Below are 26,023 nucleotides of genomic sequence, written 5' to 3'. Positions count from 1 at the left end.
CATCCGGTACGTCGGCCGAGCGGCTCATTCGGTGAGGGACCAGCGATCCATGTTCCAGCCGGTCCCGTTGCGGCCGTGGCCGGGAACCACGTGGGCGACCCGGCCACCGGAGCGGTACACCCGGGGCGTGACGACCAGCGGGATCGACATCATCGACGACCAGGCGCCGGTCTCGATGGTGCGGACGGCATCGAGCTGACCGGTGGCGGAGGTCACCACGCTCAGCGTGTCGACCGCCTGCGACACCTGGGGGTCGTCGGCGCCGGCGAGGTTCAACGGGTCTCCGGCACGTAGCCGGTATGAGTCCCGGATCGGGCTGGCCGCGCCGGTCGCGGCAAATCCGGAGCCGCTGCTGATCAGCAACGCGTCGGCCCGTTTACCCAAAGCGGTCGGCGCGAGGTCGTCGGAGCCTACGTCGGTCACCTCGATCCCCGCCTTGCGGCACGATCCGGTGATCGCGGCGACCAGCGCCTGGTCGCGGGCGTGGGGCGTGCGGTAACCGATCCGGACCTTCGCCCGGACGCCGGTGCCGGCGCTCGAGCTGACGCCCTGCGCACCCGAGGCCGCGGCCTGACCGAGCAGTTCGCGGGCACCGATGATGTCCGGGCGTGCGTAACGCAGGCCGACCTGACCGTTGAGCTGTGCGGCCAAACTGTCGCCCGGCACCTGGGTGCGCAGATTCCACACCGGCGAACCCGCACCGAATTGTGTGGCTATGGCGGGCCGGGGCACGCACAGCGCGAAGGCCTGACGTACCCGGACATCGGAGAACACCCCACGCTGGGACAGCACCAGCTCGTCGATCGACAACGACGTCGTGGCCACAGGCCCAGCGGAAGCCGGGGCCTTGCTCGTGGCCGAGTTGGAGATCTCACCGTCGACGATGCCGTCCGCGACATCGGCGACATCGAAGTCTCCTGAGGTCAACGCCGCCAGATCGTGGCGTGCCCCCCGGATGGCGATGCGCGTGGCGGCCGGGGCATCGCCCCACCATTTGTCGTTGGGGACCAGGACCAGACCTTCGGCGGGGTCGGCGGCCGAGATCCGGAACGGGCCCGACGCCGGAAAGTCGGCCGGCTCCAGTTCACCGTTGGGGAACGTGAACCCCGTGTTCCAGGCCTTGGCGAGTTTGCCGATCCTGGCGGGATTGCCGCCGCGGATGGCGGCGACGACATCGGCGACCCCGGCCTTGCGTGCGACGACGTGCGCCGGCAGCAGGGTCCCGGCACCGAACAGCGACAACCAGTCCCGGTAGACGCGGCCCGCCGCGAAAACGACGGTGGCGGTCTTGGCGCCGGCCCGGCAGTCGACGTTCCGGACGTCGCGGTACCCGGCAGTGGTCGCCGGTGTGAAACCGGGGAAGCGCCCGCTCATCGCAGCCCATGCCAGCAGCAGGTCGTCACAGTCCATGGGGGTGCCGTCGGAGAACACCGCCTGCGGCGAGAAGACGTACCGGAGGGTGAGCGGTGCCTGCGAGATGGCGGTGACCGTACCCACGTCGCGGTCAGGCATCACCTGACCGTTGTTGCCGAGCAGACTGAACCCGGGCAGCACCCGTGTCACGGCCATCAGCGCACCGTCGGAGTTCCCGGTCACGGTATTGGCGTTGTAGGTGGTCAGGCCCGCATCGACGACATAGTCGATGGTGGGTGGCCGGGTCTCCCCCGAGCAGGCGGTCACCACTCCGGCACCGGTGACGAGGCCGAGCACCAGGGCGAGCAGACGCACGACGGTCCGTCCGGGTCTTGCTGTCATACCGGCGACGTTATCGGTTCTGACCCCGGCTCCTGCGCTTCCCGGCCGGTACGGCCGTGTCGCGGTCGTCGGACTGCGCCCGCCGACCCGCCCGCCCGGCGCTCGTGCGACGTTCGGCGAGCTCCGGTTCACCGGCCTCGATGCGGGCACGGCGGGCCAGCACCTTGCCGGTGTGTGCCTTGACGTCCGAGCGCATCTCCTTGAGCGTCACCAGCAGCGGCGCGGCCAGGAAGATCGACGAATAGGTGCCGACGAGCACGCCGACGAACTGGATCAGCGCCAGGTCCTTGAGGGTACCCACGCCCAGCAGCCACACGGCGATGATCATCAGCGCGATGATCGGCAGCACCGAGATGACGGTGGTGTTGATCGAGCGCATCAGGGTCTGGTTGACGGCCAGGTTGGTCTGTTCGGCATATGTGCGTCGCGTGGTGCGCAGGAAGCCGCGAGTATTCTCGGCGACCTTGTCGAACACCACCACCGTGTCGTAGATGGAGAAGCCGAGGATGGTCAGCAAGCCGATCACCGTCGCCGGCGTGACCTCCCAGCCGACGATCGAATAGATACCGGCGGTGAACACCATGTCCAGGAACAGCGACGCCATCGCCGCGATCGACATCTCCCGATCGAAGCGGACCGCGATGTACACGAACACGATCACCAGGAACACGACGAGCGCGATCAGCATCTTCTTGGTGATCTCCCCACCCCAGGTGGAGCTCACATCCGACGAGGAGACGTCGTCGGCGGTGATGGACGAGCTGAACCTGTCGGCAAGTGCGGTGGTGATCCGGACGGTCTGGTCCTGGTCCAGGTGCTCGGACCGGAGCTGGATGGTGGCGCTGGAACCGCTGCCCGCGGACTGCACGCTGTCCGGTTCTTTGCCGAAGGTGTCCGAGTACACGGTTTCGACGGCGTCGCGGGTGACCTCGGCGGAGGCCGGGACCGCAATCTGGGTGCCGCCCTCGAAATCGATACCGAAGGTGAAACCGCGCACAAGGATCGACAGACCGCAGACGGCGATCATGATCAGCGTGACGATGTACCACGTGCGCCGTTTGGCGATGATGTCGAAGGCGCCGGTACCGGTGTACAGGCGCGAGAAGAACGACCGATTCTTGTCGGCGACGAAGTCGGCCTCGGTCGCGCCGGCGGCTCCTTCCAGGGCACTCTCGTCGGAAGTCGACGGATCGGCGCTGTCACTGATGTTGTTGGGAGTGGTCACCGGACCGCTCCTTCCCCGGCCTCGGCCGCTTTAACCGCTGCTTGTGCCCGTGCCGCAGCCTTGCGCTGCGCGGCGACCTCACTGACCGCGCCAAGGCCGTTGACCTTGGGCTGCGACAGGAACGGCGACCTGGTGGCGAGCACCACCAGCGGGTGGGTCACCAGGAACACCACGACGACGTCGAGCACGGTGGTCAGGCCCAAGGTGAACGCGAAACCGCGAACCTCGCCGACGGCCAGGATGTAGATGACGACGGCGGCGATGAGGCTGACCATGTTGCCGGTCCAGATGGTGCGTCGCGCGCTGACCCAGCCGCGCGGGACCGCCGATCTGAACGTTCTGCCCTCGCGTATCTCGTCCTTGATGCGTTCGAAGTAGACGACGAACGAGTCGGCGGTCATACCGATACCGATGATGAGGCCGGCGATACCGGCCAGGTCGAGGGTGAACCCGATCCACCGGCCCAGCAGCACGATGATGCCGTACACCTGCAGACCGGCCAGGACCAGTGACAGGAAGGTGAGCACGCCGAGCATCCGGTAGTACGCCAGCGCGTACAGCAGGCACGCGATCAGGCCGACCGCGCCGGCGATCAGGCCCGCCCGCAGCGACTCCTTGCCGAGGGTCGCCGACACGGTCTCGGCGTCGGAGGCCTCGAAAGACAGCGGCAGCGAACCGTACTTGAGGACGTTGGCCAGGTCCTTGGACGAACTCTGGTTGAACGATCCGGTGATCTCGGTCTGACGGGTGGTGATGGCACCGTTGATGCTGGGCGCCGACACGACCTCGGTGTCGAGGGTGAACGCGGTCTGCTTGCCGATGTTCTTGCCGGTGTACTCGGGCCAGAAATTGCGGGCCTTGCCCTTGAACTCGACCATAACGACCCATTCGCCGCGGTCGTTGGTGCCCGCGGAGGCGCTCGCGATGTCACGGCCGTCGATGATCTGCGGTTCCATCAGGTATACCTGGGTGCCGTCCTGCGAACAGGCCACCAGGTACTGGTCGGGCAGGTCGTTGCCGCGCAGCGGGTCGTTGAACTCGGGTGAGCAGTCCATCTTGGCCATTTGTGCGGTCAGTTCCGCGATCCGCTTCTGGTCGGCGTTCGCCGGGGCCTGCCGCAGCTTGCGCTGCTCCTCGATCGCGGCCTGGGCGGCTTTGCGCTCGGCCTCGGTGCCCTGCGCCGGGGTCTTGCCGTCGTCGCCGTCCTTGGTGTCCTTCTCATCCGTTTTCTGGGGGACTGCGGCCTGCACCGTGGTGACCGGCCGCACGTACAGCCGGGCGGTCTGTCCCAGCGTGCGGGCTTGCTTTCCGTCGTTGCCGGGGACGGTGATCACCAGGTTGTTGCCGTTGACGACCACTTCGGAACCGGCGACGCCGAGCCCGTTGACGCGCTTTTCAATGATCTGTTTGGCCTGGTCGAGCTGATCTTTCGACGGAGTCTTACCGTCCGGGGTGCGGGCGGTCAGCGTGACCCGGGTGCCGCCCTGCAGGTCGATGCCCAGTTTCGGCTCCGCCGATCCGCCGCCGGTGAAGAACACCAGCCCGTACACGACGGCGAGGAGGACGAGAAAGGCGGTCAACGGTTTCCACGGCGAAACCTCGTTGCGAGGTCCCGGCCGCTTGGCCGTACGGCGAGGTGTGCTCACTGCTGTTCAGGTCTCCTTCGACCGCGGGCGGTGTCAATCGGACCGCACGAGACCGACCGTCGGTCGACGGCCGGTGGGCGGGTTCTTCCTGGGCTTGTCTTCAGTAGCTGGTGTCGGGGCCAGCCGGTTCGGGCGGGAGATCGAACGTCCGCCAGACGGGTCACTTCTCCAGATCGGGACGCTTTCCGGCGATGTCGGTGTCTGCCGGTGCGTCGTCCTCGTCAAGGTAGTCGTCGGTGACGAAATCGTCATCGTCATCGTCGTCGTCATCGAGATCGTCGAGGTAGGAGGTCGATACCGCACCCGGGTAGGTTTCGGCGGCGTCCTCGGTCTGCACAACGCGCATGATCGCCAGCCGGTTCCAGCGGGTGACCACTCCGGTCGCGATCTCCACGTCGATGTAGTCGCTGTTGTCGGCGTCGACGACGGTACCGAACAAGCCCGATGTCAGCTGTAGACGCGTGCCCACCGACACGTCGTTCTGCATCTCCTGCATTTCCTGCATCCGCTTCTTCTGCTTGCGGATGCTGATGAACATGAAGCCGGCCATGAGGGCCAGCATCAGGGGGAAAAGTAGCTCCATGGTGTGCGCTTCGATCCTTGAGGTGTCGTGTCGTCAGGTGATTCGGGCCGCGTTCATCCACGCGGGAAGCGGCCCGACCTCTCCCCCTAGTGTGCCATGACCCGTACGGGCCCCGATTCCACGCCCGCGCGCCCGGGGCCGATGCCGCCCGGCACAGCACGATCAGAGCTCGTCGAACAGGGACCCGGTGGCGTCGTCGCGGGCCCGGACCGCGAAGGTCGCGTTCAGGGCGCCCGCCGGGGGTGTCAGTCCCAGATGCTGCCACGCCGCGGCGGTGGCCACCCGTCCGCGCGGCGTGCGGGCGATCATCCCCGCCCGCACCAGGAACGGTTCACACACCTCTTCGACGGTGGCCGGCTCCTCACCGACCGCCACCGCGAGCGTGGACACACCGACCGGTCCCCCACCGAAACCGCGGATCAGCGCGCCCAGCACGGCGCGATCGAGCCGGTCGAAGCCGAGATCGTCGACGTCGTACACGGCCAGCGCCGCACGAGCGACGGCGACGGTGACCTTGCCGTCGCCGCGGACCTCTGCGTAGTCGCGGACCCGCCGCAGCAGCCGGTTGGCGATCCGGGGCGTGCCGCGGGAGCGTCGGGCGATCTCGGTGGCCGCGTCGGGTCGCATCACGATGCCGAGGATGCCCGCCGACCGGCGCAGTACCCGGACCAGCTCATCGGTCTCGTAGAACTCCATGTGCGCGGTGAAACCGAAGCGGTCGCGCAGCGGCCCGGTCAGCGCACCGGACCGGGTGGTGGCGCCGACCAGAGTGAACGGCGCGACATCGAGCGGAATCGATGTGGCACCGGGCCCTTTGCCGACCACCACGTCGACGCGGAAGTCCTCCATCGCCAGATACAGCATCTCCTCGGCCGGCCGGGCGATGCGGTGGATCTCGTCGATGAACAGCACATCGCCCTCGACCAGGTTGGACAGCATCGCCGCCAGGTCGCCGGCACGTTCGAGTGCGGGTCCCGATGTGACGCGGATCGCCGCTCCCATCTCCGAGGCGATGATCATTGCCAAGGAGGTCTTGCCGAGGCCGGGCGGGCCCGACAGCAGGATGTGGTCGGGAGTACTGCCGCGGCCCTTGGCACCCTGCAACACCAGCTCCAGCTGTTCACACACCTTCGGCTGGCCGATGAAGTCGGCCAGCGACCGTGGCCGCAGGCCTGCGTCGAAATCCTTGTCTCCGGGTATCGGGGACGCATCGATCTCCGAGAACTGTCCCGGCGCGTCGTCGTGCTCGTCCATCACGGCCTCCCGACGCCCGTCATGATGTCTTGCCGAGGCAGCTGAGCGCGGCGCGTAGCGCGGTGGACGCGTCGGCGCCGGGGTTGTCGGCGAGCACGGACTGCACGGCCTTGTCGGCGGCGGCCACGGTGAAACCCAGACCGACCAGCGCCTCGGTCACCTGTCCGCGCAATGGTCCGCCCGCGGAATCGGTGCCCTGTCCTACTGCGCCGACCGGAAGGTCGACCTTGTCACGCAGTTCGACGACGAGCCGTTCGGCGACCCGCTTACCGATCCCCGGCACCGACATGAGTGCTTTGGTGTCCGAATCGGCCAGCGCCCGCCGCAGTGCGTCCGGTTCGAGGACGGCCAGGGTGGCCATCGCCAGTCTCGGTCCCACCCCGGTCACCGTCTGCAACAGCCCGAACAGCGAGCGTGCGTCCGGGTCGACGAACCCGTACAGGGTCATCGAGTCCTCGCGCACGATCATCGTGGTGAGCAAGGTGGTCTCGACACCGCGACGTACCGTGGCCAGCGTCGGCGGTGTGACCAGGACGCGGTATCCGACGCCGGCGCAGTCGATGACGACGTGGTCGAGCGCGACGTCGATCACCGGGCCCCGGACGGACGCGATCATCGGGCACTTCCTGCGGCCTGAGTACTTCCGGCGGCCTGGGCGAGGCGGGCGCGGTGCCGGGCGGCGAGGACGTCGGCGCGGTGTTTGGCCTCCTCCATCCGTTCGGCCATCGGGCCGCGCCAGCAGTGGCAGATGGCCAGCGCGAGCGCGTCGGCGGCGTCGGCGGGTCTGGGTTTGGTCTGCATGCCGAGAATCCGGGTCACCATGGTGGTGACCTGGGCCTTGTCTGCCCGGCCGCTGCCGGTGACCGCGGCCTTGACCTCGGACGGGGTGTGGAATCGCACCGGAATGTCGCGCTGGCCGGCGGCGAGGGCGATCACTCCCCCGGCCTGGGCGGTACCCATCGCCGTCGATACCTGGTTCTGGGCGAACACCCGCTCGATGGCGACGACGTCGGGCTGATGGACGTCGAGCCAGTGGCACGCGGCGGTGTACACGGCCAGCAACCGCTGCGCGAGGTCCATATCGGTGGGCGTGCGGACAACGTCGACGTCGAGGGCGGTGACCGAACGTCCTTTACCGGATTCGACCAACGCGATACCGCACCTGGTCAAGCCGGGATCCACACCCATCACCCGCACCCGCACACCTCCCGACATAGAGAACAACTGTTCGACATCGTATCGGGTCGGTCGGACACCGCTCCACAACAACACTCCACACTCCGGGCCGGGCACTACCCGGACACCAAAGGCGCCGCCCGTAGGCGGCGCCTTTGGTGGGTATGAGGCTCAGTCGTTCTCGAGTTCGGCGAGTACCTCGTCACTGATGTCGACATTGCTGTACACGTTCTGCACGTCGTCGGAGTCTTCGAGCGCGTCGATCAGTTTGAAGACCTTGCGCGCGCCGTCGGCGTCGACCGCCACCTCCACCGAGGCACGGAAGCTCGCCTCGGCGGAGTCGTAGTCGATGCCCGCGGCCTGCAACGCCGAGCGCACCGCGATCAGGTCGGTGGGCTCACTGACGACCTCGAACGTCTCGCCGAGGTCGGTGACTTCCTCGGCACCGGCGTCGAGGACGGCCATCAGCACATCGTCTTCGCTCTGGCCGCCCTTCTCCAGCGTCACCACGCCCTTGCGGGTGAACAGGTACGCCACCGAACCCGGGTCTGCCATGTTGCCGCCGTTGCGGGTCATCGCCGTACGGACCTCACCGGCGGCGCGGTTGCGGTTGTCGGTCAGGCACTCGATGAGGATCGCCACCCCGTTGGGTCCGTAACCCTCGTACATGATGGTCTGCCAGTCGGCGCCGCCGGCCTCTTCACCACCGCCGCGTTTACGGGCGCGTTCGATGTTGTCGTTGGGGACCGACGACTTCTTGGCCTTCTGAATGGCGTCGTAGAGCGTCGGGTTGCCTGCCGGGTCGCCACCACCGGTGCGGGCCGCCACCTCGATGTTCTTGATGAGCTTGGCGAACATCTTGCCGCGTTTGGCGTCGATGACCGCCTTCTTGTGCTTGGTGGTGGCCCATTTGGAATGGCCGCTCATAGTTCTCCCGGTGTCGTCGTTCCCGTTGCGTCGGTGCCCCTGGCAGGCCCGTACGGACGCCTGCTGCGCCCACGTGATGCCATGCCCCATGGGTCGGCGTTCGATCAGGTGTCGATATTACCGACGCCACGATTGCCGCCGGACACCTCCCGAACCATGTCTACGAAATACGCGTGTACCCGGCGGTCCCCGGTCACCTCGGGGTGGAAGGAGGTGGCCAGTACCGCGCCTTGCCGCACGGCGACGATCCGGCCCTGAGCGGGCCCGTCCGGAACCCGCGCGAGCACCTGCACATGCGGCGACACCGACTCGACCCACGGTGCCCGGATGAACACGGCCCGCATCGGAGCGGCATCGGGACCGTCGGTGATCCCCGCGATGTCCAGATCGGTCTCGAAGGATTCGACCTGGCGTCCGAAAGCGTTGCGGCGCACCGTGATATCAAGTGCGTCCAGGTGCTTGGCATCGGGTCTGGTGTCGAGGATGGTGCTCGCGAGCATGATCATCCCGGCGCACGACCCGTAGGCGGGAAGCCCGGCCGCCAGCCGCGCTGCCAGTGGCTCGAACAGGTCGAGGACGGTCAGCAGGTGACTCATCGTGGTCGACTCGCCGCCGGGGATGACCAGACCGTCGACGGCATCGAGTTCAGCGGCCCGACGCACGGTCACGGCGCGTGCACCCGACACTTCCAGGGCCGCCAGATGCTCACGGACATCACCCTGCAACGCCAGGACACCGACAAGTGGCCTGGAGTCGGGGCTGCTGACGTGCGGACCGGTGCTGCCGGGGGCGGTCACTTGTCCTGCCGTGCGTACTGATCCTTCGGCAAGACGCGTCCGACGCGGGCCAGTCCCTCTTGGGTGACCGCAGCCACCATACGGCCCTTGAGGTCGAAGATCCGCCCCTGCGTCAGTGCGCGGCCCCCCGCGGCCGACGGCGACGTCTGGTCGTAGAGCAGCCACTCGTCGGTGCGGAACGGCCGCAGGAACCACATCGCGTGATCGAGCGAGGCGCCCTGTGCCTGCACACCGCGATGCGGCACCCGCGAAGAGCCGAGCAGCGTCATATCGCTCATATACGCCAAGGTTGCGACGTGGAAGACCTGATCGTCCGGCAACGGATGGCGGTACCGGAACCAGACACGCTGCTGCGCGGCGAGATAGTCGTTGGTGACCATCTTCTCGCGCGGCACGATCCGGATGTCGAAGTTGTCCCATTCCCGGTAGACGGCCTTGTCCTCGGCGGTCGCGTCGTCGTGCCGATCGAGCAGTTCGGTGGGTTGCGGCGCCGGCGGCATCAGGTCCTGATGCTCGAGGCCCTCGTCGTCCTGCACGTGGAACGACACCGACATGCTGAAGATGGCCTCACCGTCCTGGATACCGGTGACCCGGCGCGTCACGAACGACCGTCCGTCCCGGATGCGGTCGACCAGGAACACGGTCTGTTTGTCGGGGTTCCCGGGCCGCAGAAAGTATCCGTGCAGCGAATGCACGTGGTAGGTCTCGTCCACGGTATGCGTCGCCGAGGTCAGGGCTTGGGCTGCCACCTGACCACCGAAGGTCCGGACCAGGCTGCTCGCGAAGGCCGGACCGCGGTAGATGTCCTTCTCGATCGGTTCGAGACGCAGGATCTCCTCAATTGTTGCCACACGACGAGTGTATTCGGCGTGGTTGATTCCGCTGACCGAGACCGTCGATCACCCGCGGATACCCCGGCGGCGGGTGATCGGCGGTCTGCGGATCACAGGTCGTCGAGCGCGACCAGTCCGTCCTGGACGGCGCGGGCCACGAGCGCGGCCTTGGTGGGGGCCGCCCGGCCGATGTCGGAGTACTTGGCCCGGATCCGGGTCAGGTGCGTGTTGACGGTACCGAGCGAGATGTAGAGCTCCTGCGCCACGGCCGGTTTGGAGTCGAGCATCAGCCAGGTGCGCAGCACCTCGATCTCCCGGTCGGTCAGCGCCGGACGCTCATGATCCGAGGTCGCCGCGCAGGTGCAGGTGTGTACCGCCGGCTGCGGGGTCTCGTCGCGTTCGACCTCGATGGTGCGGATCATCGAGCGGGAGGTGGGACCGGGCACGTGCGCCCCGGGCATCGGACGGCCGGGCAGCGGCATGCTGCGGGCGGTCAGGCGGGCAAGTGCCTCTTCACGACGGCGAGCCGCTTCCGCATCACGGCGGACGTGAGAGGTGCGGCTGCCGGCGGGCGCTCCGACATAGCCGGGGCGGTGCACGACCTGGGTCGCGCGGGCAGAGCTGGTGGTGGGGATCTGCTGGTGCGAAGTTGTTGTCGTCATGGGTAGAACGCTAAGGCGTTCCGGCACCACGGTCGATGGGTAGATCTCCCCATCACCTGGGTAGTACTACCCATACGAAAACCCCAGGTGAGAGCACTGATCAGGGGTCAGGGCATCTGGTTGCGCGCCGCCTCGGCCTCGATCATGGGTAGATCGGCGCGAGAGACGATCCGGGACGCTACCGCGTACTCGACGAGTTTGGCGCGCCGATTGGTGGCGAGCCTGCCACCGCCCGCGCGCATCCCCGAGACACCGAGCTGGTCGAGTTTGTCGCAGACGTTGTCGAGTTTGCGGTTGAACTTGGTGATCGACCAACCGAGCCTCCCGGCGGCCTGCGCCGACGACGGGATGGAACTGGCTCCGGTGCCGTCACGGCGCAGAATCTCCTCTGCCAACACCACGATGAGCAGTTTCTGGCTTTCGGTGAGCATCGGCACCCCCTGGGTGGTGGTGCCGCTGATCATCGCCGGTGCGGTCACCGAGCCCACGCTCGGTTGCGGGGTGTGCACGCTGAGCTCGTAGGTGGTGGGGCCTGCGGTGAACACGATCGTCGACACCCCGTAGACCAGTGGCATCTGTGCCCCCGGGCCCAGCGTTGCGGTGAAACCGTCGCCGGCTGAGACGCTGACCGACAGATGAGTTCCGAGGTTGCTGAGCCACCACTGTTCATTCAGGTTGTACACCAGCAGGAACCGGCGATGCAGATACGGATTGTCATCGATGGCCAGGTCGGCTTCACGACCGATCGAGAACCGCGCCCCCGCCCCCAGCGGAAACTGTTCCCCGCAATATTCGACGACAGCGGTGCTCACACCGGGGCGTCTTCGGCTGCTGCGGGTTCTGTGGCCGGTTCGGACGGTGCGGAGTTCCCCTCCGGACCGCCGGACTCCGTGGAGTCGGAGTCTGCCGTGCCTGTCTGGTCACCGTCCGTATCGGCGCCACCGCCCGCGTCATCGTCGCCACCGCCCGCGTCATCGGCCACCTCGTCGGCCTCGGCGATGTCGTTCGTCACGTCGACTGTAACGTCGTCGGCCTCGGCCAGTTCGTCGGCCTCCGTGTCGGACACCGCCACCACGACGACGGTGACATTGTCATGGGCACCGAATGCGTGGGCGCCGGCGATCAGCGTTGCGACTGCGTCCTTCGGCGCGGGCATGTCGGTGAGGATGCCCTCGATCTCCGCATCGGGCAGTTCGCCGGTCAGTCCGTCGGTGCATATCAACAGCACCTCGCCGGGTACCGCCGGAAACGAATAGAAGTCCGCCTCCGGTTCGATCATGCCCGCGCCGAGCGCTCGGGTGATCACGTTGCGGCGAGGATCGGTGCGGGCCTCTTCGGCGGTGATGAACCCGGCGTCGATGAACTCCTGGACCTGTGAATGGTCGACGGTGACCTGTTCGAGAACACCGTCCGCAAAGCGGTAGGTGCGGGAGTCGCCGATGTTGAGTACCAGCCAGTGCGGACGTTCCTCGTGGGTGACCAGGATGAGGCCGGTCGCCGTGGTCCCCGCCCGGCGGCGGGCATCCGGATCGATCTCGTCGATCCGCCGCTGCGCGGTGGAAAGCAGATCGATCAGCGCCGTCTGCGTCTCGGTGCGGTCACCGCCACAGGCAACGCCGTCGAGCGCGCGCAGCGCGGTCTCGCTCGCAACCTCGCCACTCTCATGGCCGCCCATTCCGTCGGCGACGAAGTACTTACCGGGCCGCGCCGACGCCGCGTCCTCATTGGACTCCCGGACCCGGCCGACGTCACTGTTGGCGGCCCAGCTCAGCGTGAGCGGCCCGACGGTGTCGGTTCCGCACCGGGAGTCATCGCGAATGATCAAGTCCACTGAGTCTCCCTCGGATACGCCCATCGTCGTGTGCCCCGGCCCTACCAGCCGCGCTCGGCCAGGCGGTGCGGTTGCGGAATCTCGTCGACGTTGATTCCGACCATCGCCTCACCCAGTCCGCGTGACACCTTGGCCAGTACGTCGGGGTCGTCGTGGAAGGTCGTCGCCTGCACGATCGCCGCAGCACGCTGAGCCGGATTGCCGGACTTGAAGATACCCGATCCGACGAACACACCTTCGGCACCGAGCTGCATCATCATCGCCGCGTCGGCGGGCGTGGCGATCCCGCCCGCCGTGAACAGGGTGACCGGCAGCTTGCCGAGTTCGGCGACCTCGGCGACGAGGTCGTACGGCGCCTGCAATTCCTTGGCCGCCACGTACAGCTCGTCCTTGGGCAACGATGTGAGCCTGCGGATCTCGTCGCGGATCTTGCGCATGTGGGTGGTGGCGTTGGAGACGTCACCCGTACCGGCCTCGCCCTTAGAGCGGATCATCGCCGCACCTTCGGTGATGCGGCGCAGGGCCTCGCCGAGGTTGGTGGCACCGCACACGAACGGCACCGTGAACTGCCACTTATCGATGTGGTTGGCGTAGTCGGCGGGGGTGAGCACCTCGGACTCGTCGATGTAGTCGACACCGAGGCTCTGCAGGATCTGTGCCTCCACGAAGTGGCCGATTCGGGCCTTGGCCATCACCGGGATGCTGACGGCGGAGATGATGCCGTCGATCATGTCGGGATCGCTCATCCGCGATACACCGCCCTGGGCGCGGATATCGGCCGGCACACGCTCAAGCGCCATCACCGCGACCGCACCGGCGTCCTCGGCGATCTTTGCCTGCTCGGCGGTGACCACGTCCATGATGACGCCGCCCTTGAGCATTTCGGCCATTCCGCGTTTAACCCGGGCCGTGCCCTGGAACTGACTCACTGACTCTCCTGCTTCGATGTCGTCCACTCGCCCACGGTCGGCGGTCGGGCCCGGTACGGGCAGCGACCGACGGCCGCACGTGCGTGTTGCCCGTTAAGTCTAGGCGAGGGATCGCAATGAGCCACTCCCGACCTACTCTCATTAAACGAACCCTACCCGGATGGACAGGCACGCCCTGGTGCTCAGCGTTCGATGATCTCGAAGAACTGCGGCAACGGAGCGGTTCCACCCAGGTGCAGCCGTCGCACCAGACGCCGTTCGCCGAGGCTGCGAGTGTCGCGGACGGCGTCGTTGTAGAACCGCCGGGCGATCATGACCCGGGTCTCGGCATCTGCCAGCTCGGCGACCAGCGCCGCGGGCCGCCGGGAGGCATCCGTGCGGGCCAGCGCCGCCGACAGCTCGTTCTCAGCGGCCTCGCGTCCGGCTGCGTCGGCACGCTCGGCGTGGTCGGCGGCCGTGACGAGTTGCCTGGCGAGGTCTTGCGAGTGTGGTGGTGCGCGCGGATCATCGGCGATCCCGGCCGCCACCAGCCGGGCCACCACCGCTCGCCGGGACAGCGCCGCCTCCAGCGCACCGCGAGCAAGATCGACGCGCACGTTGAGCCGGTCGAGCCTGACCGCGACCTTGTACGCCCACCACCCGGCGAGCAGCATGACCATCGTCACGATGGTCAACGTGGCCACGAGCGGCCCGGGAATGGTCAGGCCCGAGATGTGCATGAGTGCGGACCCTCCGGTCAGGGGTTGATCAGTCGGAAATGATGACGGGGCCCGCGCCGACGGTGACCGTCTCATACACCCGCAGGATCTGGTCGGCGACCCGCGACCAGTCGTATCGGGCCGCCCTGGCCTGGGCGCGGGCGACGAGTTCGGCGCGGGCGGTGTCGTCGCCGAGCAGCTCGATGACGGCGGTTGCCAGGCCCTCTGCCGATCCGGTGGGTACCAGGCGACCGGCCCGCCCGTCGTCGAGTACGCGCCGGAACGCGTTGAGGTCGCTGGCCACGACGGCGGCACCCGCGGCCATCGCCTCGACCAGGACGATACCGAAGCTCTCCCCACCGAGGTTGGGTGCGCAGTAGACGTCCACCGAACGTAGTGCGCGTGCCTTGGTGGCGTCATCGACCTGGCCGAGGAACACCAGATGTTCGGCGAGGGCACCGGCCCGGCGGCGCAGCGCGCGCTCATTGCCGCCACCCACCACCAGCACCCGTACCTTCGGAAACCGTTCCACGATCGCCGGCAGCGCCCGCATAAGGATGTCGACGCCCTTACGGGGTTCGTCGTAGCGGCCCAGGAACAGGATCGAACCACCCTCCGAGGGGTAGCCGTCGAGTGGCTGAGCGTCGGCGAAACTCGACACACTGATGCCGTTGGGGATTTCGACGGCGTCGGAGCCGAGCGATTCCATCTGCCAGCGCCGCGCCAGCTCTGACACGGCGATCTTGCCGGCGATCCGCTCGTGGTAGGGCCGCAGAATGCCCTGGAAGACGGTCAGCCACAAGGATCGGGTGGTGGCGGTGTGGAAGGTGGTCACGATCGGGCCCGAGGCCACCATCAGCGCCAGCATCGACGTCGACGGCGAGTTCGGTTCGTGCACGTGCAGGACGTCGAACTCGTTGTCGGCGATCCACCGCCGCAGCCGCATGTACCCCCGCGGGCTGAAGTTGACCCGGGAAACCGACCCGTTGTACGGGATCGCCAGGGCGGGCCCGACGGACACCACGTAGTCGGGCAGATCGGTGGTGTCGGCGGCCGGTGCCAGGACGCTGACCTCGTGCCCGCGCCGGCCGAACACCTCGGCCAGTTCCACCACATGCGCCTGCACTCCTCCGGGGACATCGAAGGAGTACGGGCAGATCATTCCGATCTTCACCGCCGGATCAGGCCCCTTCGATCCGGGCGCGACGGTGCTCGGACCAGTCGGCCTCCCACAGCGGCTGCAGCATGTGCCAGTCGGTGGGATGGGCGGCGATGTTGCGTGCGTAGGCGTCGGCAAGCAACTGGGTGGTGGCCTCCACCCCGCCCGAGGTGTCGATGGCCGGGCCGCACCGCAGTTGGGAGGTCGCGCCGTCGCCGAACCAGTGGTGGGCCACCTTGAGCGCCGCACCGGTGTCGATCGCGAGCCGGGCCGGACCGGCGGGCATCCGTGTCTTCTCGCCGAAGAACTCCACCTCGACCCCGTGTTTGGCGAGGTCTCGTTCGCCGAGCAGGCAGATGATGCCGCCCGCCCGGAGTCGCTCGGCAAGCACGGTGAACGGGGGCTGTTCGCCGCCCGAGAGCGGGAAGATCTCGAAGCCGAGGGATTCGCGGTAGTCGACGAATCGCCGGAACAGTGACTCGGGTTTGAGGCGTTCGGCAACCGTCGCGAACTGGCCGTAGTGCTGAACCAGCCACACCCCGGCCATGTCCCAGTTACCCGAATGCGGCAGGGCGATGACAATGCCCTTGCCGCGGGCGTGGGCCTGCGCGAGGTCGGCCCGATCGTCGGCGGGCAAGGTGACCGAGGCGGCGGCCTGCGCAGGATCCATCGACGGCAGCCGGAATGCCTCGTACCAGTACCGGGCGTAGGAGCGGACCGCCGCCTCGACGGTGTCGTCGGGTACCTGTGCGGGTGCGACGCCGAGGACGCGGGCCAGGTTGCGCCGCAGCTGGTCGGGTCCGCCGCCGCGCCGGCCGGCCCACGCCCCACCCCTGTCGAACAGGTTCCGGGCCAGCGAGTCGGGAGCGTGACGGACGGCCGACCAGCCCAGTCCGTAGCCGAGGTCGGCGAGGCGCTCGGAGATCGACGTCATGAGGTGGTCTTCGGATCGTCACCTTCGGACTCGTCCGGCCCGTCGTCCTTGGTGACGATCGGGATCAACTCCCGCGCACCGGGCGACGATGCGATCGAATGCATCCGCTGGATGACGGTGATGACACTGCCGGCCGCGAGCAACCACATGGCGACGTGAATGGCCCACCAGATCCCAAGACCGGTGAAACCGGAACCGACGAGCACGATGATGAGTCGGTCGGGCCGTTCGATCAGGCCGCCGTCGCCGTACAGGCCCGAAGCCTCGGCCCGTGCCTTCGCGTACGAGATGACCTGCGAGGTGACCAGGCAGATCAGGGTGGCCACGAACAGCAACTGGTGCGGTTGCTGCACCATGCACCACCAGGCCAGGCCGGCGAAGATCGCGCCGTCGGCGATGCGGTCGCACGTGGCGTCGAGGACCGCCCCGAATCGGGTACCGCCGCCGCGGGCGCGGGCCATCGCACCGTCGAGCATGTCGAACATGACGAACAGCCAGATGACCAGCGTTCCGGCGAACAGGTAGCCCATCGGGAACAGCGTCAGCGCGGCGGCGATCGTCGCGACGGTCCCCAGGACCGTCATGATGTCGGGGGTCAGTCCGGTGGCCAGCAGGGCCTTGCCGATGGGTGCGGTGACCTTCGACACCGACGCCCGGCCCAGGATGCTCAGCATCAGTCCGTCCCCGCCTCGGTGCCGGGCCACAGTTCGCGCCACTTGTCGGCCAGCAGCGCACGGGTATCACGCAGCAATTGCGGAATGACCTTGGCGTCGCCGACGACGGTGATGAAGTTCGCGTCCCCGACCCAGCGCGGCACGATGTGCTGATGCAGGTGCTCGGCCAGCGAGCCGCCCGCGGCATAGCCCAGGTTCAGCCCCACGTTGAACGCGTTGGGGTTGGAGACCGCCTTGATGGTGCGAATGGTGTGCTGGGTGAACGTCATCAGCTCCGACGACTCGGCCGGGGTCAGGTCTTCGAGGTCGGCAACCTGCCGGTACGGCACCACCATCGTGTGCCCGGCGTTGTACGGGTACAGGTTGAGCACCGCGTACACCCATTGACCACGGGCCAGGATCAGGCCCTCCTCGTCCGACATCGTCGGGATGTCGAGGAACGGATGACCCGACGACTTGGTCGATGAGCGCGGTTCGGCGGTGATATAGGTCAACCGGTGCGGGGTCCACAGCCGCTGCAACCGGTCGTCGTCGCCGGTACCGACATCCCGGATCTCACCGGGTGACCCGGTCACGGGGTCGCCGCCTCGGCTGTTGCGGCAGAGTCGTCGAACAGCGCGGCGGTCGGTGATTCGTTGCGGCGCGAGGCGACCCAGTCGATGATCCGTGCGACGGCCAGGTCGACGGGTACGCCGTTGACCTGGGTGCCGTCGCGGAACCGGAAGCTGACCGCTCCGGCCTCGACGTCGCGTTCTCCGGCGAGCAGCATGAACGGCACCTTACCCGTGGTGTGGGTGCGGATCTTCTTCTGCATCCGATCATCGGAGAAGTCGACCTCGGCGCGCACGTCGTGTGCCTTGAGCTGCCCGATGACACCGGCGAGGTGGTCGGCGAATGCCTCGGCGACCGGGATGCCGACGACCTGGACCGGCGACAGCCATGCCGGGAATGCACCCGCGTAGTGTTCGGTGAGCACACCGAAGAATCGCTCGATGGACCCGAACAGCGCCCGGTGGATCATCACCGGGCGGTGTTTGGCGCCGTCGTTGCCCGTGTAGTCGAGTTCGAAGCGGTCCGGCAGCATCAGGTCGACCTGGATGGTCGACATCTGCCAGGTGCGCCCGATCGCGTCCTTGGCCTGCACCGAGATCTTGGGTGCATAGAACGCCGCACCCCCCGGGTCGTCGACGAGGTCCAGACCGAAGCTCGACGCCGCCTCCCGCAGCACCTCGGTGGCCTCCTCCCACGCCTGGTCCGAGCCGATCGACTTGTCGGGGTTGCGGGTGGACAGTTCGAGGTAGAAGTCATCGAGACCGTAGTCGCGGAGCAGATCCAGCACGAACTGCAGCAGCGAGCGCACCTCCTCACCCATCTGTTCGCGGGTGCAGTAGATGTGGGCGTCGTCCTGGGTGAAGCCGCGTGCCCGGGTGAGTCCGTGCACCACGCCCGACTTCTCGTACCGGTAGACCGTGCCGAATTCGAACAGCCGCAGCGGCAACTCGCGATAGGAGCGGCCACGGGAACGGAAGATCAGATTGTGCATCGGGCAGTTCATCGGCTTGAGGTAGTAGTCGATGGCCGGCCGGCGCAGCGTGCCGTCGGAGTCGCGTTCCTCGTCGAGCTGCATCGGCGGGTACATGCCGTCGGCGTACCAGTCCAGATGCCCGGACAGTTTGAATAGATCACCCTTGGTGGCGTGCGGGGTGTAGACGAACTCGTATCCGGCCTGCGCGTGCCGCAGTCGGGAATAGTCTTCGAGCTCCTTGCGGATGATGCCGCCCTTGGGATGGAAGACGGGCAGGCCCGAACCGATCTCGTCGGGGAAGCTGAACAGGTCCAGTTCGGTGCCGAGCCGACGGTGATCGCGCTTCTCGGCCTCGGCGAGACGATCGAGGTAGATGTTCTGGGCCTCGACCGATTCCCAGGCGGTACCGTACACGCGCTGCAGACCTGCGTTGGCCTGATCGCCCCGCCAGTAGGCGGCCGAGCTGCGGGTCAGTTTGAACGCGGCGATGTACTTGGTGGTGGGCACGTGCGGGCCGCGGCACAGGTCACACCACTGCCGCTCGCCGGTGCGCGGGTTGAGGTTGTCATAGACGGTGAGTTCGGCTCCGCCGACCTCCATAACCTCCGCGTCGTCGGCGGCGCCCTTGTCGTCGATCAGTTCGAGCTTGTACGGCTCGGCGGCCAGTTCGGCGCGCGCCTCGTCCTTGGAGGCGTAGACGCGGCGGGAGAAGCGTTGCCCCGACTTGATGATCTGCTTCATCTTCCTCTCCAAGGTCACCAGATCCTCGGGGGTGAAGGGTTCGGCGACGTCGAAGTCGTAGTAGAAGCCGTCGGTGATGGGCGGTCCGATGCCGAGGCGGGCGTCGGGAAACACGTCCTGCACGGCCTGAGCCAGGACGTGGGCGCACGAATGGCGGATCACCTTGCGGCCGTCGTCGGTGTTCGCGGCAACCGGCTCGACGTTGATGTCGATCTCCGGTGCCCACGACAGATCCTTCAGGTTGCCCTCCGGATCTCGGACGACGACCACCGCCTCAGGGCCCCTGTTGGGCAGGTCGTGCTCGCGGAGCGCGGTACCCGCGGTGGTCCCAGCCGGCACACGGATCGTGGTGGGGCTGGTCACCAGAACATCATCGGGCACGGCGGATTCTCCTCGATCAGGGAAACGGCGGGTTTACCCCGTGATCGTATCGTGGCGGGTTCGTTCGCCTGCCACTCCTCACCCGGCGCTCGCGACACCGGATTCCCTGAACGTCGAATCTCGAACTTATCTCGTTATCTCGCAATAAGTCCCAATATCAGTCTCACCCACGTATCGATATTCGTAATTATAAGACCACCAGTTCGGGGCATATGCACTAAGCGCTCCACAGGAGCTAGGGTGTTTTGACACCTTTTTCAATACGAGACATTCTCGCCTTTTTGAGATATCGTTTTGGTATGGCAATCGACGACTCCGGGCCGCCTTCGGGTGAACTGCTCGGGTATGCGCGGGCTAGTTCCGGCCGGCTCGCGACCGACGCACAGTTCGACACGCTGACCGCCGCCGGCGTCAGTGGCTTCCGCGTGTACAGCGACGTCCAGTCCCCCGGCGAGCCTGCCCTGCACCGTCCGGGATTGGCAGCACTCCTGGACTATGCCCGAACCGGCGACACGGTACTCGTGGCGAGTATCGACAGGCTCGGTACGACCCCCGACGATGTGATGCGGACCGTCCGCACCCTGCAGGAGCGGGGTCTGCGGCTGCGGTCGCTGCAGGAAGGGATCGATACCGCCGACGCTGCCGGACGGATGATCGTCGGTGTCCTGGCCTCTTTGGCGAACCTCTGCGACGAGTCGGGCAGCACTCAGGTGCACGGCGCATCCCGTCGCGACGATCAGCCCCGGCCCGCTGAGGGCCGCCGACCTGATGACCGTCATCGATTCACCGCCACGCACCGCGCGGTCGGCAGCCACGACGGATCGGTCGGTCGACCGCGTGTTCTCGACGCCGAACAGATCGAGGTGGCGCGTCGGCGACGTGCCCTGGGTGAACGCGTACCGACCATCGCCGAATCACTGGGGGTCAGCCGCGCGACGCTGTACCGGACCCTGGCACACGAGGATCGACTGCAGGAGGACGATCGATGACCACACCCGATCAGGTCCACCGATCCGTCGCGGATCGAGGCGACACGCTCGATCATGACGAGTTCCGCCGGGGCTTCTCCGATGCGATCGACTACCTGGAGTCCTTGCCCGGCGCGTGGGCGTGCCATCACGCGTCATCGACCCTGGAACAGCCGGTATCCGAGACCGGCGATATCAGCCATCTCCGCGGCTACCGGGCCGCACTGTTCGGGTACCTGCGGGGCGGTCCCCTGGGCGCGGTCACCGCTGACCCGCACACAGTCCCCGCGTTGCGGCCAGTCGGCCGGTCCGGCCGGTCTGAGAAAGTCCCGGGTGTCGTAGCCGGGGTCCATACTGTCCGATTATGAGCCTGAGTACCGCCTCCCCCGACAACCCACTGCCCGACGCCGGTGCCCTGCCACCGATCGTCCCGACGATCATCGACCGGCCACGCATGCCCGACGGCTACGGAGTCGAGAACGCGACCGTCACCCTGGACTGGGCCACGGTTCTGGACAAACTCACCGCGTCGAAGCACTACTGGCTCGCTTCGGTACGGCCCGACGGCACCCCGCACACCATCCCCCGCTGGGGTGTGTGGCTGGACAACCGATTCTTCTACGACGGAGCTCCGACCACTGTGCATGCCCGCAATCTCGAGGCCAACCCGGCGTGCACACTCACCTTGGAAAGCGGCACCGACGTGGTGATCGTCGAAGGCACCTCGGTGGCGGTCCGCGCACTCGGTGATGGTTTCGGGCAACGTCTGGCCGCCGCATTCGGCAAGTATCACGACCTGGACTACAAGCCGGAGCCAGGCTCCTGGGAGTCCCCCACCGACGGTGGCGGTCTGCGAACGATCACCCCGCGCCGCGCGATGGCATGGTCGAAGTTTCCCGACGACTGCACCCGCTTCCGTTTCCGCTGATACCGGGCTCGGCGTCAGCGGAATGTCAGGAGATGTCGCCGATGAGGTAGCGCTGCAGGGTCGGGGCGATCGCGTCGGCGAGTTCTTCCGGAGTCATCGACCGGATCGGGTCGGCACGGGCCACATAACGCACCACGCCGACCCCGACGAGCTGGGTGGCGCACAGGCCCGCACGCTTGGTGACGTCGTCGGCGCCGAGGCGTTTGAGCAGAGGTCCGAAGATGGGCCCGATAAGGTTGTCGTAGACGATCTCGACGCTCTTGGCCATGCCGCCCGCCGAGATGGCCTGTGCGGCGAAGGGTCCGCCTTCGGCCAGGTCCCAGGTGGTGATGAGCACCTGCACAGTGCGCCGACCGGCCTCATCGACGCTGCCGGAGACGATGCGGTCGACGAAGTCGGGTACGCCGAACGGCAGGCGCAGCTTACGGGCGGCCGCGTCGAGGATGCCACCGGTGGGGTCCTTGCTGGTGCTCATGCAAGAAGCGTGGCCGTCCGCGGCGACCATCGCAAGGCGGCGCACCGCGGCTCGCGTCGATTCGACGTGTCAGGTACTCGACACCGTCAGCCCGGTGAGGGCGACTCACTGCGCCAGGACGCTCGCCCCCGGTGACGGTCAGCGTTCCCAGTGCCGCCTGTCGTGCGGACGCGGGTCGGGTTCGACACCGGAGGTCTTGTTGAACACCATCGTCGATCGAGTGGTGTGATCGTAGGCGGGCCAGCCGGGGTCACCGGTGACGGCAAAGTCGATCCATGCCTTGTGCATGGCGGCGGCGAGATCCTTGGGTGCCGACGGACCGGTCAGCGCGGCGTACCGTGAGCCGTCCAGTCCGTCGAATACGAACGGCACCTCAAGGGCATGGCATGATCCCAGCCCGGGAACCTGCGGGGTTTCCCACTGGAATTCGTAGACGAAGGTGCCGGGGTGTGCCTCGGCCAGGCGTAGCGCGGGAGCCCGGAAGTAGGCGTCGGTCATGAAGGACGCGGTGATATCGCCCCAGGACTCGGTGGAGCGGCTCTTGCGGTAGGCCTTGAGGGTCGCTGCGGGCTTCTTGGCGCCCGCTGTGCGTGCGTAGATGTACGGGACGACCGGCGGCACCTTCGGAGCGGCACCGGTCGGTGCGAGAAAGAGTCTGCCCTCGTGGGCGTTGGAACCGACCATCAGGTCGACGTCGGCACTCGCACCGGCCGCGATGGCCGTCTCGGGCAGGCCGGGCACGATGGTGCCGTCGATGACCGGCTCGAACGGCAGCAGGTTGGCGGCCGCGTCGCCCCAGAGGCGTTTGAACGGCTTCTTGTTCATCTCCACCGACAGCGCGGATTGAGCCGCGATGATCGCTTTGGGGTCGGCGGCCGCGACGGCCTCGCGGCTCGGTTCAACGCCGAGGATCTTCGCGTACTTGCGGGCCACCTTGATCGCGCTGCCTGGGCTCATCGCGATATGCCCACCGCCGGACTGGACGATCGCGCGACCGAACAGACCGTGGGCGGCCGGAGTGGCCAGCAGTGTTGCGGTGCTCATTCCGCCGGCCGATTCACCGAAGATGGTCACCTTGGCCGGGTCACCACCGAACGCGGCGATGTTGTCGCGCACCCATTCCAGGGCCGCGATCTGGTCGAGGATGCCCAGGTTCGGGGTGCCCTCCCCGAACCACAGGAAGCCGTTCACGCCGAGTCGGTAGTTGATGGACACCATCACGACGCCGTCGCGGGCGAAGGTGGTGCCGTCGTAGATCGCGCCCGACCCGTTCACAAACGCGCCACCGTGAATCCACACCATCACCGGACGCGGGTCCCCACCGATGGCCTGCTCCGGTGTCCACACGTTGAGGTTCAGATAGTCGTCGCCGTCGTTGACGAAGTTGGTGAGCAGCTTGTCCAGCGGCGGCGGATAGTCGCCCTGTGGCGCCGTGTGCCCGTAGTCGAGCGCATCACGCACGCCGTCCCACGGCTGCGGTGGCGCGGGCGCCTGGAACCGGCGCGCACCGACCGGCGGCGCGGCGAACGGCACACCCTTGAACGAGGCGACCCCGTCGACGACGGTCCCGCGGACGATCCCTGCTGTTGTCTGCACTTCGGTCATGGCCTGAACGTACGCTGCCGTACGTGACCGCCGTCACCGAGTCCTGCCAATACGACAACGCGGATGTTCCGGAACCGAACGGACGTGCGTCGCCGGACGCGTCCGGCGATCGTCGTCAGCGCGGGTGCGCGGCGAAGAAGCGCCAGATCTGGGCCGTCGCGTTGTAGGGCGACGTCGGCCAGGTGTGGCCGCCGCCTGCGATGCTCACCAACCGCACCTCGCGACCGCCGGCGCACTGTGCGCTCGACGTGGTGATCGGGCCGATCACCGTTTGACGTGGCGGTGCGCAGCTGTTGGCCGCACGGAACGTGGCGTTGACCGCGGGAATGGCCGGGCCGTCGACTCGGGCGTTGCCGTCGAGGCCGATCGCCTGCCCGGGACCGCCCCCGTACGGCACCCTCGGGTCGGCGGTTCCGTGAATCTGCAGCAGCGATGCCGGCCGCGGCGCCGGGCATGAGGTCACCAAGGTGCCGGCGACGGGTGCTATGGCGGCGAAAGTATCTGTCCGGCAAGCAATACGCAGGGCAAGCATGGCGCCGTTGGACATTCCGGTCACGTAGACGCGGCGGGAGTCGATCGGGGTGAGGGCGGCGATCCTGTGCACCACGGCCTCGACGAATCCGGCATCGTCCAGGTTCGTGGACGATGCCGCACCGCAACAGGTTCCCGCATTCCAGGAGCGGCGTATCGCATCGGGATAGGCGACGATGAAACGGCCGGCCGCGGCCTGTTGATTCCAGCCGTAGCTGAGTTCAGCCTGGCGCGCCGATCCGAATCCGCCGTGCAGGACCACCACCAGCGGCGCCGAGGACGTCACCGTCGCCGGGCGGTGGACGCGGAAGTCGCGGTTGCGGCCGTCGAAGTCTATCGAGTGGGTGGAAGTACCGGCTGCGAGCGCGGGTGCCGCCGTGCTTTCGGAGGCGAACCGTGGCAGGGCGAGCAGGATGCCGACGACGATCACGGCAACCAGTGCGACCCGGAAAGGTGTGCGTGTCATCGTCCCAGTGTGAACCACGGCAGCACGAGCATCAGTCATCTTGGCCACGCTGCGCGTCGACCGGCAGGATCGGTGACATGTGCGGCCAACCTGCCGGAGGTGATGTGACGGCCATCCATTAGGTTCAGGATCAAGACATCCGTCGCACAACAGACGCCTCGTCGTCGGCAGCAAAGGACAACTCACCTCCATGGTCACGTTCGCGACGCCCACCGGCACCAACAACATCGGCATCCTCGGCATCGGCGCGTGCCGGCCCCAGCGGCTGGTCACCAACGAGGAGATCTGCGGGGCGCTCGGCGTCGACAGCGACTGGATCTACACGCGCACCGGTATCAGGGCCCGCCGGTTCTGCGGCCGGGATGAGAACATCACCACCATGTCGATCGCAGCGGGCCGTGCTGCGCTGGCCAACTCGGGCCTGACGGGCGCCGACATCGACGCTCTCATCCTGGCCACCAGCACCCACGGCCGCTGCATCCCGTCGGCCGCGCCGCCGGTGGCCACTGCTGTGGGGGCCAACGGGGTGCCCGCCATGGATCTGAGTGTGGGCTGCGCCGGTTTCGGTTACGCAATGTCGGTCGCCCAGGACATGATCCGCGCCGGCAGCGCCACGCGCGTGCTGGTCATCGGCGCCGAGGAGATCTCGATGTCGCTGGACATGACCGACAAGGGCAATGCGTTCATCTTCGGTGACGGTGCGGGCGCAGTCGTGGTCGGCCCCACCCCCACCCGGCAGATGGGCCCGGTGATCTGGGGTAGCGAAGGCTCGCAGAGCGAACTGATCCACCAGTCGATGGACTGGAAGGACTATCTGCTCGGCGCCAGCCACACCGACCGCCCTTACATGCGGATGAACGGCACCGCCGTGTTCCGTTGGGCCGCGTTCGAGATGAGCAAGGTGGCCAATCGCACCCTGGAGGTCACCGGCATCACCGCCGACGACCTCGACGTATTCGTCCCCCATCAGGCCAACGCCCGGATCAGCGAGTTGCTCGCCAGGAACCTCAAGTTGCGTGAGAATGTGCCCGTCGCCGACGACATCGAATTCACCGGCAATACCGCCGCCGCGTCGATCCCACTCGCCATGTACGAGCTGCTCAAGTCGGGCCGCGCCAAGCCGGGCGACACCGCTCTGCTGCTCGGTTACGGTGCCGGGCTGAGCTATTCGGGCCAGGTTGTCACGATGCCGCCGGCGCCCAGGTTCTGATTCCTGAACAAAAACGTCCGATATGGCTGTTGGCGCGGGCATATGTCCGCGCCAACAGCCATATCGGACGAAAATTTTCATCACTATCCGCTGTTGCCGCACAATGTGCC

At 67.2% G+C, this 26,023-nt stretch carries 27 protein-coding genes; 4 read left to right on the top strand and 23 right to left on the bottom strand.

Annotation, left to right across the window (positions count from 1 at the left end; genetic code table 11):
• Nucleotides 1-24: 24 nt before the first annotated feature.
• From KDB67_RS07505 to thrS, 20 genes are all read right to left on the bottom strand, one after another.
• Nucleotides 25-1,755, bottom strand: a complete 1,731-nt coding sequence (locus KDB67_RS07505; RefSeq protein WP_291014310.1) for an ABC transporter substrate-binding protein — start codon at nucleotides 1,753-1,755, stop codon at nucleotides 25-27.
• A 10-nt stretch (nucleotides 1,756-1,765) separates the two neighbouring features.
• A complete protein-coding gene (gene secF / locus KDB67_RS07500) occupies nucleotides 1,766-2,920 on the bottom strand; it encodes a protein translocase subunit SecF (RefSeq protein ID WP_291014447.1) in 1,155 nt (384 codons plus the stop codon).
• Between the two features lie 56 nt (nucleotides 2,921-2,976).
• Nucleotides 2,977-4,626 (bottom strand): protein translocase subunit SecD, encoded by a 1,650-nt coding sequence (gene secD, locus KDB67_RS07495; RefSeq protein WP_291014308.1) that lies wholly within the window; start codon nucleotides 4,624-4,626, stop codon nucleotides 2,977-2,979.
• Nucleotides 4,627-4,786: 160 nt separating this feature from the next.
• A complete protein-coding gene (gene yajC / locus KDB67_RS07490; protein ID WP_291014306.1) occupies nucleotides 4,787-5,209 on the bottom strand; it encodes a preprotein translocase subunit YajC in 423 nt (140 codons plus the stop codon).
• A gap of 162 nt (nucleotides 5,210-5,371) precedes the next feature.
• The gene (gene ruvB / locus KDB67_RS07485) at nucleotides 5,372-6,463 is read right to left on the bottom strand and encodes a Holliday junction branch migration DNA helicase RuvB (RefSeq protein WP_291014304.1); all 1,092 of its coding nucleotides are present in this window, start codon (nucleotides 6,461-6,463) and stop codon (nucleotides 5,372-5,374) included.
• Nucleotides 6,464-6,482: 19 nt separating this feature from the next.
• Nucleotides 6,483-7,079 (bottom strand): Holliday junction branch migration protein RuvA, encoded by a 597-nt coding sequence (ruvA, locus tag KDB67_RS07480; RefSeq protein ID WP_291014303.1) that lies wholly within the window; start codon nucleotides 7,077-7,079, stop codon nucleotides 6,483-6,485.
• Nucleotides 7,076-7,660 (bottom strand): crossover junction endodeoxyribonuclease RuvC, encoded by a 585-nt coding sequence (ruvC, locus tag KDB67_RS07475; protein ID WP_291014445.1) that lies wholly within the window; start codon nucleotides 7,658-7,660, stop codon nucleotides 7,076-7,078. The genes ruvA and ruvC overlap by 4 nt, the downstream gene beginning before the upstream one ends.
• A 150-nt stretch (nucleotides 7,661-7,810) precedes the next feature.
• Nucleotides 7,811-8,566 carry a YebC/PmpR family DNA-binding transcriptional regulator gene (locus tag KDB67_RS07470; RefSeq protein ID WP_291014301.1) on the bottom strand — a complete coding sequence of 252 codons (756 nt, stop codon included), beginning with the start codon at nucleotides 8,564-8,566 and terminating at the stop codon, nucleotides 7,811-7,813.
• A gap of 104 nt (nucleotides 8,567-8,670) precedes the next feature.
• A complete protein-coding gene (gene pdxT, locus KDB67_RS07465) occupies nucleotides 8,671-9,363 on the bottom strand; it encodes a pyridoxal 5'-phosphate synthase glutaminase subunit PdxT (RefSeq protein WP_291014299.1) in 693 nt (230 codons plus the stop codon).
• Complete coding sequence (locus KDB67_RS07460; protein ID WP_291014296.1) at nucleotides 9,360-10,214, bottom strand: acyl-CoA thioesterase II; 855 nt, start codon at nucleotides 10,212-10,214, stop codon at nucleotides 9,360-9,362. The genes pdxT and KDB67_RS07460 overlap by 4 nt, the downstream gene beginning before the upstream one ends.
• Nucleotides 10,215-10,306: 92 nt before the next feature.
• On the bottom strand, nucleotides 10,307-10,858 hold the full coding sequence (locus KDB67_RS07455) for a helix-turn-helix transcriptional regulator (RefSeq protein WP_291014294.1): 552 nt from the start codon (nucleotides 10,856-10,858) through the stop codon (nucleotides 10,307-10,309).
• Nucleotides 10,859-10,965: 107 nt separating this feature from the next.
• The gene (locus tag KDB67_RS07450; protein WP_291014291.1) at nucleotides 10,966-11,670 is read right to left on the bottom strand and encodes a hypothetical protein; all 705 of its coding nucleotides are present in this window, start codon (nucleotides 11,668-11,670) and stop codon (nucleotides 10,966-10,968) included.
• The gene (locus KDB67_RS07445) at nucleotides 11,667-12,689 is read right to left on the bottom strand and encodes a protein phosphatase 2C domain-containing protein (protein ID WP_291014289.1); all 1,023 of its coding nucleotides are present in this window, start codon (nucleotides 12,687-12,689) and stop codon (nucleotides 11,667-11,669) included. Before KDB67_RS07445 ends, KDB67_RS07450 begins: the two co-directional genes overlap by 4 nt.
• A gap of 41 nt (nucleotides 12,690-12,730) precedes the next feature.
• Complete coding sequence (gene pdxS, locus KDB67_RS07440; protein ID WP_291014443.1) at nucleotides 12,731-13,579, bottom strand: pyridoxal 5'-phosphate synthase lyase subunit PdxS; 849 nt, start codon at nucleotides 13,577-13,579, stop codon at nucleotides 12,731-12,733.
• Between the two features lie 221 nt (nucleotides 13,580-13,800).
• Nucleotides 13,801-14,337: an NUDIX hydrolase gene (locus tag KDB67_RS07435; protein WP_291014287.1), complete on the bottom strand. Its 537-nt coding sequence runs from the start codon at nucleotides 14,335-14,337 to the stop codon at nucleotides 13,801-13,803.
• A 28-nt stretch (nucleotides 14,338-14,365) separates the two neighbouring features.
• Nucleotides 14,366-15,490 carry a glycosyltransferase family 4 protein gene (locus KDB67_RS07430; protein ID WP_291014284.1) on the bottom strand — a complete coding sequence of 375 codons (1,125 nt, stop codon included), beginning with the start codon at nucleotides 15,488-15,490 and terminating at the stop codon, nucleotides 14,366-14,368.
• Between the two features lie 7 nt (nucleotides 15,491-15,497).
• Entirely contained in the window at nucleotides 15,498-16,409 is a 912-nt protein-coding gene (locus tag KDB67_RS07425; protein ID WP_291014283.1) for a phosphatidylinositol mannoside acyltransferase, read from the bottom strand.
• The gene (gene pgsA / locus KDB67_RS07420; protein WP_291014281.1) at nucleotides 16,406-17,083 is read right to left on the bottom strand and encodes a phosphatidylinositol phosphate synthase; all 678 of its coding nucleotides are present in this window, start codon (nucleotides 17,081-17,083) and stop codon (nucleotides 16,406-16,408) included. The genes KDB67_RS07425 and pgsA overlap by 4 nt, the downstream gene beginning before the upstream one ends.
• Nucleotides 17,083-17,658 (bottom strand): HIT domain-containing protein, encoded by a 576-nt coding sequence (locus KDB67_RS07415; RefSeq protein WP_291014279.1) that lies wholly within the window; start codon nucleotides 17,656-17,658, stop codon nucleotides 17,083-17,085. The genes pgsA and KDB67_RS07415 overlap by 1 nt, the downstream gene beginning before the upstream one ends.
• Complete coding sequence (gene thrS, locus KDB67_RS07410; RefSeq protein WP_291014277.1) at nucleotides 17,655-19,730, bottom strand: threonine--tRNA ligase; 2,076 nt, start codon at nucleotides 19,728-19,730, stop codon at nucleotides 17,655-17,657. Before thrS ends, KDB67_RS07415 begins: the two co-directional genes overlap by 4 nt.
• Nucleotides 19,731-20,029: 299 nt before the next feature.
• Between thrS and KDB67_RS07405 the strand changes: the two genes are divergently transcribed.
• From KDB67_RS07405 to KDB67_RS07395, 3 genes are read left to right on the top strand one after another with little or no spacing between them, the layout of a single operon-like run.
• Nucleotides 20,030-20,719 (top strand): recombinase family protein, encoded by a 690-nt coding sequence (locus tag KDB67_RS07405; protein WP_291014275.1) that lies wholly within the window; start codon nucleotides 20,030-20,032, stop codon nucleotides 20,717-20,719.
• A complete protein-coding gene (locus tag KDB67_RS07400) occupies nucleotides 20,716-21,066 on the top strand; it encodes a hypothetical protein (protein ID WP_291014272.1) in 351 nt (116 codons plus the stop codon). The genes KDB67_RS07405 and KDB67_RS07400 overlap by 4 nt, the downstream gene beginning before the upstream one ends.
• Nucleotides 21,063-21,626, top strand: coding sequence for a pyridoxamine 5'-phosphate oxidase family protein (locus KDB67_RS07395; RefSeq protein ID WP_291014270.1), 564 nt, complete (start codon nucleotides 21,063-21,065; stop codon nucleotides 21,624-21,626). Before KDB67_RS07400 ends, KDB67_RS07395 begins: the two co-directional genes overlap by 4 nt.
• Nucleotides 21,627-21,651: 25 nt before the next feature.
• Here the strand turns inward: KDB67_RS07395 and KDB67_RS07390 are convergent, their stop codons facing one another.
• The 3 genes from KDB67_RS07390 to KDB67_RS07380 all read right to left on the bottom strand — a co-directional run bounded on the left by KDB67_RS07390 (nucleotide 21,652) and on the right by KDB67_RS07380 (nucleotide 24,703).
• Nucleotides 21,652-22,101: a hypothetical protein gene (locus tag KDB67_RS07390; protein WP_291014267.1), complete on the bottom strand. Its 450-nt coding sequence runs from the start codon at nucleotides 22,099-22,101 to the stop codon at nucleotides 21,652-21,654.
• A gap of 138 nt (nucleotides 22,102-22,239) precedes the next feature.
• On the bottom strand, nucleotides 22,240-23,706 hold the full coding sequence (locus KDB67_RS07385) for a carboxylesterase family protein (protein WP_291014265.1): 1,467 nt from the start codon (nucleotides 23,704-23,706) through the stop codon (nucleotides 22,240-22,242).
• 115 nt (nucleotides 23,707-23,821) lie between these two features.
• Entirely contained in the window at nucleotides 23,822-24,703 is an 882-nt protein-coding gene (locus KDB67_RS07380) for a PHB depolymerase family esterase (RefSeq protein WP_291014263.1), read from the bottom strand.
• A gap of 190 nt (nucleotides 24,704-24,893) precedes the next feature.
• Between KDB67_RS07380 and KDB67_RS07375 the strand changes: the two genes are divergently transcribed.
• Nucleotides 24,894-25,913 (top strand): beta-ketoacyl-ACP synthase III, encoded by a 1,020-nt coding sequence (locus KDB67_RS07375; protein WP_291014261.1) that lies wholly within the window; start codon nucleotides 24,894-24,896, stop codon nucleotides 25,911-25,913.
• Nucleotides 25,914-26,023 lie beyond the last annotated feature (110 nt).

Origin of the sequence: Gordonia sp. (in: high G+C Gram-positive bacteria), from assembly GCF_020438995.1 — a bacterium.
Taxonomy (GTDB): domain Bacteria; phylum Actinomycetota; class Actinomycetes; order Mycobacteriales; family Mycobacteriaceae; genus Gordonia.
The sequence above is the reverse complement of the archived record's forward strand: the minus strand, read 5'-3'. Positions and strand labels throughout refer to the sequence as shown.